General features: G+C 41.0%; 5 protein-coding genes. 4 read left to right on the top strand and 1 reads right to left on the bottom strand.

The genetic code is table 11. The annotated features are described in order from the left end of the window. Nucleotides 1-123: 123 nt before the first annotated feature. Nucleotides 124-498, bottom strand: a complete 375-nt coding sequence (rpsL, locus tag ACEW8S_RS13750) for a 30S ribosomal protein S12 (protein WP_373518716.1) — start codon at nucleotides 496-498, stop codon at nucleotides 124-126. 575 nt (nucleotides 499-1,073) lie between these two features. On the opposite strand from rpsL, the gene ACEW8S_RS13745 reads away from it, so the two are divergent. The 4 genes from ACEW8S_RS13745 to ACEW8S_RS13730 all read left to right on the top strand — a co-directional run. After that, the gene (locus tag ACEW8S_RS13745; protein WP_373518715.1) at nucleotides 1,074-4,277 is read left to right on the top strand and encodes a SusC/RagA family TonB-linked outer membrane protein; all 3,204 of its coding nucleotides are present in this window, start codon (nucleotides 1,074-1,076) and stop codon (nucleotides 4,275-4,277) included. 6 nt (nucleotides 4,278-4,283) lie between these two features. Then, the gene (locus ACEW8S_RS13740) at nucleotides 4,284-5,864 is read left to right on the top strand and encodes a SusD/RagB family nutrient-binding outer membrane lipoprotein (RefSeq protein ID WP_373518714.1); all 1,581 of its coding nucleotides are present in this window, start codon (nucleotides 4,284-4,286) and stop codon (nucleotides 5,862-5,864) included. 323 nt (nucleotides 5,865-6,187) lie between these two features. Next, entirely contained in the window at nucleotides 6,188-6,880 is a 693-nt protein-coding gene (locus ACEW8S_RS13735; RefSeq protein WP_373518713.1) for a hypothetical protein, read from the top strand. Beyond that, nucleotides 6,877-8,218: carboxypeptidase-like regulatory domain-containing protein (locus ACEW8S_RS13730; protein ID WP_373518712.1), on the top strand; the 1,342-nt coding region annotated here is incomplete at its 3' end. The genes ACEW8S_RS13735 and ACEW8S_RS13730, both read left to right, overlap by 4 nt.

Genomic DNA, 8,218 nt, shown 5'->3' with positions numbered 1-8,218 from the left:
ACGGTCTTTTTTTTGCCTGTTTTTTTCTCATTCTTACAAGTTTCAGGTGGAAGGTTGCAAGTTACGGATCGAAGTTTAAAAACATTTAACTTCGCACCTCGTACCTTATAACTCCTACCTTTTTTAGTGTTTGGGTCGTTTTGCTCCGTACTTCGATCTCCGTTGGGTTCTACCCGCAACACCTGCGGTATCTAAGGCACCCCGAACGATATGATATCGAACCCCTGGCAAATCTTTTACCCTTCCGCCCCTTACCAATACTATCGAGTGCTCTTGGAGGTTATGCCCTTCGCCGGGTATGTAAGCGTTCACTTCCTTACCGTTGGTCAATCGAACACGGGCCACTTTTCTCATGGCCGAGTTCGGTTTCTTCGGTGTAGTCGTGTAAACACGTGTACAGACACCCCTGCGTTGGGGACACGAATCCAAAGCCGCCGATTTGCTCTTCTTGGCAATCGTGGACCTTCCTTTTCGTACTAATTGTGAAATTGTTGGCATACTATACTATATGTATGAAAATTAACCCTTTGTTTAAGGGCTGGCAAATGTAAGACTATTTCATAGAAATTCAAATCGTTGGGGAATTATTTTAAAGGTTTTTTTTAAAGACTTTTTTTTACCTCGCCATGAAGCTAAAAATCATCCTCTCAACACCTTTTATCTGTACTCGAATTGGATAGAGTGTTAAAGGATAGGGAAATTTATGGGGTCAAAAACACTCAACACACGTCCCAAAGAGGTTCAGCCCGGTCTTGGAAATTGAAAATCCGAATTAGAATCCCTATTCTTCCCTTAAACCAAAAAATCATATGTGCTCTAAGGCATTTTTTACTAACCGTATCCCAAAATCACACATTTACATAATTCTTAATTGGTTAACAATTTCACACCATTATAGTCGATACCATAGGGACAATTCCATATTATTGTTGCAAAAGTAACAAAACACCCGCCTTTGACCTCCCTAATTTAACAATCGAAAAGCTATGCGCGCATAACTTAATGTTAAAGATAGTTGGATAATTAACTTGAAATTAGCACTTTTGCGATTAGCTAATTCAAATAAACATAAAATGAGAGCAAGACACAAAGGATTGCTGACGCTATTATTGGCGTTGGTCGTGCAAATATCTTTTGCACAGGAAAAGTCGGTGACCGGTACGGTGACCGATCAAAATGACCTCCCGTTACCAGGGGTGAACATTTTAGTTCAAGGTACTACCGATGGTACCCAAACCGATTTTGATGGGAATTATTCCATTGAGGCCAGTGAGGGTGATGTACTTTTATTCACTTATATCGGACAGGCGGATAAATCTGAAACCGTTGGTGCAGGAGATACCGTCGATGTACAGATGGTAGAAGATGCACAGGCGCTGGATGAGGTTGTGGTTACGGCCCTTGGAATTTCACGAGAAAAGAAATCCCTAGGCTATTCGACCCAAGCTGTTGATGGTGATGAACTAACCGAAGCACGTAACACTAACGCAATAAATGCGCTTTCTGGTAAAGTAGCTGGTATATCTATTTCCAACTCCAGTGGTAACCTCGGCGGTTCTTCGAGAATATTGCTAAGGGGAGCCGGTTCGGTAACCCAAGACAACAGACCTCTTTTTGTGGTTGATGGTGTACCCTTGGACAACAGTAACTTTAACTCAACTGGGCAACAGCAAGGTACTGCCGGTAGGGATTATGGTGATGCTTCCCAAGATATTAATCCCGACGATATTGCGAGTATGAACGTGCTTAAAGGTGGCCCGGCGGCGGCGCTTTACGGTTCACGCGCCCAAAATGGTGTGATTATTATTACCACCAAATCCGGTAAAGCTGGAAAACCTCAAATCACCTTCAATTCGGGAGTGTCTTTTGATAAAATCAATGTTTTTCCCCAAATCCAAAAATTATATGGAGGCGGTGCCGGCAACCCTGATACCATTGGTCAAAGTGATTTCAATCAAGCCACTATCAATGGAACAACCTATGATATTGTTGATTATGCGACGGATGAATCCTGGGGGCCTCGCTACGACCCTAGCAGATTAGTGCTACATTGGGATGCTTTTGATCCTGAATTCCCACAGGATTTTTTAAATCCTAGACCTTGGATATTCCCGAAGAATCCTAGTGAAACCTTCTACAATACAGGTATATCTTATAATAACGGGGTTTCCTTTTCCACGGGAACAGAAAAATCAAGCATTAGGTTATCTATGAACAATACCCAAACCCAAGGTATTATTCCAAATTCAAGTTTGAACAAGACAAATTTAAATTTTAATGGTTCTGCAGAAATAAATGATAGGCTAACTATAGATGCCGGGGTAAACTTCACGGTAACCGATGGTTTTAATCGACCTGAGACTGGCTACACCGGTTTTATTCAACAATTCTATCAATTCGGACAAACCTCTTTGGACATGGAACGTCTGCAAAATTACCGCTTGCCCGACGGTACTCAACGAACTTGGAACAGAACGGCATTCGATAATCCAACTCCTCGATTTTCGGATAACCCGTATTGGATTATAAACCAAAACACCGCAGAGGATAAAAGAGTACGTTGGTACGGTAATCTTGGTCTTAAATATGACGTAACCGATAACTTGTTCGCATCCATTAAAATATATGCGGACACCTACAACTTAAGAATTTCGGAACAAATTGCCGTAGGTGGACAAGCTCAATCAGAATATCAAGAAAACGATAGAAACTTTCAAGAGATCAACTACGAGGCTTCACTTAACTATAATAAGCTATTTTTTGATGATAAATTAAGTTTTGATGCGCTTGTAGGTATGAACCGAAGGGATGCCGAAACGCATAGAACAGGTGGTGAAACAGAGGGTGGTTTAGCAGCACCAGGAATCTATAACATCAATAATACCAATGGGCCAGCAACTTTTTTCGATTTTGATACAGACCGAAGAATTAACAGTGTATTCGGATCGGCTTCTTTTGGGTATGATAATTTTCTATATCTAACGGTGACCGGTAGGAATGACTGGTCATCTACATTGCCCGCCGAAAACAATTCCTATTTCTATCCTTCGGTAAACGGTAGTATTGTTTTTTCCAATTTAATCGATGCGCCTTGGTTATCCTTAGGAAAGCTACGTGGTGGTTGGGCCCAAGTTGGTAACGATACCGAACCCTACAGATTGATAAATACCTTTGGAAGCAGACCAACTTTTCTTAGTACTCCAAGGTTCAATCAGCCAGATGATAATCTCAATCCCGACTTGCGTCCGGAACAAAAGGATACTTGGGAAGTAGGTTTGGAGATGGCATTCTTTAAAAATCGATTGAGTTTTGATATTACCTATTACGATGAGCTTACCAATGACCTGATTACTCCCGTATCTCTAGATCCCGGAACAGGGTATGAAGCAACGGTAACCAACGCTGGTAAATTATCGAATAAAGGTATCGAAGCCTTGGTCAATATCACACCGATACGGACGGAGGACTTTTCATGGGATTTTACATGGAATTTTAGTAAAAACAAGAATGAGCTCTTAGAGTTATTGCCTGGGGTTGAAGCCTTAGAAATCGGTAGATTCCCTTTCAACGGCGTTACCTTGAATGCTGTAGTCGGTGAACCTTATGGGGTTATCCGCGGCACCAACTATGTGTTTGATGCTGAAGGTAATCGCGTAGTCGATGCAAATGGTAGATATGCCGAAACCCGGAATGTAGAAAATTTAGGTTCCGTATTACCGGACTATAACATGGGTATCAGAAACAGCATTAAATTTAAAAATTTGGATTTCAGTTTTCTAATAGATATGCAAAAAGGCGGTAAATATCGATCTTTAACGAATGCATGGGGACATTACTCCGGTATTCTGGAAGAGACTGCGGCCAATAATATTCGAGAAGACGGTCTGGTTTTGGAAGGTGTAACTGGAACTATCACTTATGATGATCAAGGCGATTATACGGTGACTGATACGGCACCCAACACGCAAGTAATTTCTGCACAGACCTGGGGAACGGATTTCTTCTTAAGAAGTGATGCCCAAAACGTTTTTGATGCGGACTATGTGAAATTACGTGAGATCACTTTAGGTTACACCCTACCCGGTGAATGGTTTAAAGATGCTTTGGAATCGGTTAGGATTAGCGCTTATGGCCGTAACCTTTTCGTATGGGGCTTGGACAATGAATATTTCGATCCCGAAGTAACCGCTAATGGTAGTGGAAACATTCAAGGTAGTGAAGGTGGTTCGTTACCGTCTACAAGAACCTACGGATTCAACTTACAAATTAAATTTTAAAAAACTATGAAACAGATATTTTTAATTACAGCGTTAATTGCTACATCTTGTTTTATTTCCTGTAGCGATGAAATAGAGAATATAAACCAGAATCCCAATAGTCCGGAAAGCGTACTGCCAAATTTAATTTTTAACAGTGCAACAAAGGAAATGATGGACAATCGAAGGAACACTTTTGGTTCCGGTAGGCTTACGTTGCCATGGATGCAATATTGGGGACAAAATGCTTATGCAGACGATGACCGATTCGACTATCGAGAGCAAGTTGCTGAGGATCATTACACTGATACTTACAAAGTCGGTACCGACTTGAAAGCGATAATCGATTTTAATACGGATGAAGCAACGAGAACATTAGCGGCCAGTGTTGGTAACAACGAAAACCAAATTGCCGCGGCACGCATTATGTTGGCCTATAATTTTCATCAGGCCACAGATTTTTTCGGTGATATTCCTTATTATTCGTATGGATCTGATGACCCCGATTTTCAGGGATTAAATGTAGATGAAATTTTTTCCCCGGTATTCGCTCCTGCGGAAAAAATATATGCGGATATCCTTAAGGAGTTACGGGAATCAGCTGATATGATTGTTGTATCCGAACCGGTATTTACAAGTGGTGATCAAATTTTTAATGGCGATGCGTTGAAATGGAAAAAGTTTGCCAACTCCCTAATTTTGAGAGTTGCCAATCGTCTTAGAAATGTAGACCCTACAACAGCCAATGCAGCTATTGAGGCAGCATTAGCTGACGGTGTCATGGAATCTAACGAAGACAACGCTGCTCAAGCCTATGATGTTGCCGATGCAACCGCCTCACCTATTTGGGTCGATTATATTGGAAGAAATGATTTTGCGGTAGCAGCTCCTTTTGTTAAGTTACTTAAAGGAGAAACTGGTAATTTCGGTCCCGATGCGCGGCTTTTTGAGATGGCCGCTCCGGCAAGTGTCTCTATTGAAGATGTAAAGGATGATTCCTATGACAGAAGCGAAAATTACGATGATTACGTAGGAATACCCTATGCCTTTCAATTGGCTAATTTTTTACCCTTCACCTCATTCTCTTGGCCGAGCAGTAATATTCTTAAACCTGATTACAGCGAAATGTTAATGGAATATGCGGAAGTACAGTTCGTTATTTCAGAACATAACGGTTTTACACAAGAAAATTATGAGAATGGTGTACGTGCGTCGATGGAGCGTTGGGGTGTTGCCGCAGCAACAGTAGACGCTTTTGTTGCAGGGTTACCGGCTGCCACCCAAGAAACCGTGATGAACCAGAAATATGTGGCAAGCTATATGCAACCGCATAATGCTTGGTCGGAATATCGTAGAACCGGTTTTCCTACCACCTTGGTTAAAGTGGGTGAAACTGTCATCTTACCTCAAAGTCAAGTCGCTGCCCTTGGAGAGAATAGCGTACCATCGTACGAATTTATTCCTAGAATTCCGGTCAATGACTTGCCCACAAGGCTTAGATATCCGCAAATACTTCAGACCTTGAATGGTACGAATAGGGCAACCGCCGTATCAAAATTGGATGATGGCGATACCATTGAAAGCAAGTTGTTCTGGGATGTCAATTAGCATTTAATATAAAATAGTATGTATAAAAAGGAGGCCAATCTAATTTTTGGTCTCTTTTTTTTATACAACGTTTTTACCATCTGATATAGATAATACAAGGGAGTTATATTTATATTAGAAAGGAAATTTCTAAATTTGAATGGAACCTATCGCTAAAAATAAATAACCACTTATAGCATATCCATAAGGCTCAATTCCATTCGCTGAGACACTGTCCTATAGAACTCTAAGGCATTCCCCAGAACACATTATCGTCCATAATTTTTTGAAACATGTTTAAACCTCATCGCTGTACTGGTATTGTGCTATTTATCTTCCTTTCGATGCCCTTTTTTCTATACAGTCAATTGAATCAGGAAAACAAAAAGTATTACAACTGGTTCGATCAACAAATCGGAACCCAAAACCTTCAAATTTACAAGGGCACCGCCTATGTGGAAGAATATCGAACCATAAACGAAAAGCACAAGTTCTTTAAGACTTCTGAATTTTTACCGGGATCTATTAATTACGAAGGGCAACCCTATTACGAATTGCAATTAAAGTACGATAGTTACGAAGACGTGTTGCTGATCAATTCAAAAAACGGTAAGGGAACTGTTTTGCGACTTAATAGCGCTAAAATCAAAAATTTCGTTATAGATGCCCATAAATTCATCAATACTGACCGAGGCATTCAAGAGGCCAATGAAGTTTCAGGTTTCTATGAAGTGCTATTGGAAACCTCATCTTTTACATTACTGAAAAAGAACAAAAAGAACATACTAAAAAAAATAAGAAGCGAACTCGTTTATTATGAATTCAAGAGCGACATTGAAATTTATCTGAATTATAAAGGCAAGTACTATCCTATCCCGAAAAAGAGAGACTTAATACGGATATTCCCCGAATTCAAGAAAAATATCAATGCCTACTATAATACTGCCTCCGATAATACCGACACTGAGTACTTCATGAAATCCCTTCTGAAAAATATCGAACTGGAACTCTCAAAACAAAACGGGGCAGCCGAATGAAAATATTTTTACTTTTAGCAATCCTGTTTCTATTCCAATACACCTTTGGGCAAGAAGGGACTGAAAAAATATCTATTTCCTTTATCGAATCCACTGCACAAAATGCCTTGAACGAAATTCAGCAGTTGACGGATTATCAATTTTTTTACATTGATTCGTGGTTGGAAAACCAATCCATTTCAGGGAATTACCAAAATATATCGGTTCGTGACCTTTTGGGGGTTATCTTTAAGAATACGGTCATCAATTTTTATTTTTTTGAGGATAATCGAGTGATATTGACGCGTAACAGCCAAATTTATGATACTCTTTCTGAAAATTTCTTTGACCTGCCCCAATCCAGAATCACTCCAGAAGAAGAGGTTGGTAACGAAGAGGTTGATGACGAAGAGATTGGAGAAGGAGTAGTTGCAGACGAAGAAACTGAAGACAATCAGGTTACGACTGGCCCAATACTCTACGAGCCAAAAAGAAGCAACGCAAACAGAACCATTGAAGTTGTTCGCATCGGAAGGGAAAACAAGAACAGTATGCGGCAAAGCTACACGCTAACCGGGTATGCCCGAAACAATGCTACCGGTCAGCCCATAGCAGATTTGGCCATATTGGTTTCAGGAAGAAAAATAGGTACCTCGACCAACAACGAAGGATTTTATTCGATTACATTGCCGGCAGGAGAAAACTTGGTCAAGACCAGAGGCCTGGGTATAGAGGATTCGCAGAAACGAGTGATACTCTATAATAACGGGGATCTAAATTTCAACTTGAACGAAAGCGTAGAGCTTCTAGACGAAGTCGTGCTGACGGGCAATAGGGATAAGAACGTCGAGACCGCTATTACCGGCGTGACCCAAATCAAGGTAGAACAGATCAAGACCATACCTTTGGTCCTCGGGGAAAGGGACATTCTAAAAGCGGCGACGTCTTTGCCCGGTATCACAACCGCCGGTGAAGGAGCTTCGGGTTATAATGTACGCGGAGGCAAGACCGATCAAAACCTGATTCTTCTTGATGATGCCGTTATCTATAACCCATCCCATTTTTTTGGTATTTTTTCGGCCCTGAATCCTTTTACATCCGGTGATGTGACAATCTTTAAAGGAAGCATTCCGGCCGAATATGGAGGCAGATTATCCGCTGTTTTTGACATTAAGACCAAGGATGCGAACACGCAACAATTTGCCGGCGAAGGTTCCATCGGTCCGGTTACTAGCAATCTGGCTTTGGAAATCCCAATTATAAAGGACAAAGCGGGATTTTTGATAGGCGGTAGAAGTACGTATTCTGGATGGATATTGCGGTCTCTCGATGAAGAATCACTTCAGAATAGCGAGGCTT

This window comes from Pricia sp. (assembly GCF_041745955.1).
Taxonomy (GTDB): domain Bacteria; phylum Bacteroidota; class Bacteroidia; order Flavobacteriales; family Flavobacteriaceae; genus Pricia.
Note: the sequence above shows the minus strand (reverse complement) of the source record. Positions and strands in the feature narration are given on the sequence as shown.